The sequence below is a fragment of the Nonomuraea maheshkhaliensis genome (assembly GCF_039529435.1).
Classification (GTDB): Bacteria; Actinomycetota; Actinomycetes; order Streptosporangiales; family Streptosporangiaceae; genus Nonomuraea; species Nonomuraea maheshkhaliensis.
The window spans coordinates 1-1,484 of the sequence record NZ_BAAAMU010000306.1; the positions used below are offsets into that span (position 1 = coordinate 1).

Annotated in this window: 1 protein-coding gene; it reads right to left on the reverse strand. The window is 68.1% G+C overall.

Going from position 1 to position 1,484, the window contains the following annotated elements; genetic code table 11:
- Positions 1-1,484 (reverse strand): SpvB/TcaC N-terminal domain-containing protein (locus ABFX54_RS56535; RefSeq protein ID WP_346115600.1); only part of this gene is annotated, 1,484 nt, incomplete at both ends.

Below are 1,484 nucleotides of genomic sequence, written 5' to 3' on the forward strand. Positions count from 1 at the left end.
AAGAAGCGGCCCCAGCTCTCGTAGCCGGTCTCCTCGTTGTAGTCGTAGTCGACGCGGTAGCAGTCGCCGGTGGCGTCGGGTAAGTAGCTGGTGCCGTCGCGGCCCTTGCCACCGCCGCACGGGTCGGCCTGGCCGTAGGTGACCTCGATCCGGCCGCCCATCCCGTTGCCGATCCCGGCCACGCGGGGCACCATCCGCCAGGACAGGAAGTCGGTCCAGTCCGACCAGTTGTCGTAGTCCATCCGGCCCGCGACCATCGCGGCGTCGAAGCTCACCGGCGGCAGCTTCTGCGAACTCGTGCCCGCCAGGCCGGTCTGCTGCACGCTGTCCAGCCACAACACCGGGTCGTAGGCGGGGCCGAAGTCAGTGCGGGTGTAGATCCACCGATAGCGGAAGTCGGTGCGGGTGTCCGGCTCCCACACCCCTGAGGCAGGGTTCTTGGACTCGGTGAGGATCGAGTCGAGCTTGCGGGTGGAGTAGAACGCGACCGCATCGTTGGTCGTGCAAGACGAGCCGCAGGTCAGGTCGGTCGGCACGTCCAGGCCGCCGCGGTCGGAGGTGGTGAACGTCATCCGCGAGGTCGGCGTGCTGCCGGACACCTGGGTGTTGTGGCCGTAGCTGATCTGCTTGAGGAAACCGCCCCGATCGTAGGGCAGCGGCACGTAGACCTCGGAGACACAGTCGGGCATGCAGAAGTAGTTGGTCTCGCGCTCATAGGTGTAGTCGATGACGTTCTCGTTGGCGTCGATCGACTGGTCCAGGTTCCACCGCCACACGCCGGTGCAGGTCGGCGGGATCATGTCGTTGAAGTACCGGTCGGCGCACGGCTCGGCGCGCTGGTTGCCGACGTACTGCAACTGCCACTGCGCGTCCTTGGTGTAGCCGAAGCGGTGGACCTGGCCGTCGCTGGAGGTGACCTTCCAGTACTCCAGGCCGTCCGCGCCGCCGGTGAGCTGCTCGATCTTCCAGCCGAAGTCCGGCACCGTCTTCCACAACCCGCTGGTGCGGTCCTTGACGATCGAGGCCGACCGGCCGGCCAGGTTCAGCACCAGCTCCGACTGGGTGTAGTCCTTGGTGACGTCGGTGGCCAGCTCGTCGGGTGACTCCCAGCAGACGGCCGAGCCGTAGGGGCCGTTCTCGTCGGCGTGCCAGATCAGCGCGGCGGTGTCGGGGTCGTACTCGGTCCAGGCGGTGCAGCGGCGGTACTTGCGCTCGATGAACCCGGCCGACAGGTTCCAGCCGATCCCGGTCACGCCGGACTGGTTGTTGGTCCAGTGGCCCTCGCCGTCCACGGAGGAGGCGTCGTACTGCAGCGACAGGTTCGGCCCGTTACCGACCGGTGACGGCGCCTCCGGCAGCGGGTAGTCGTAGGAGAAGCCGCCGCCGGACGTGCCGGCCTGCCAGGTGCCGGACGGCTTGAGGTCGGTGGCGCCGAAGTTGCCGTCCGGGCCGGTCATCCCGGCCGCCAGCACGTACACCGACCC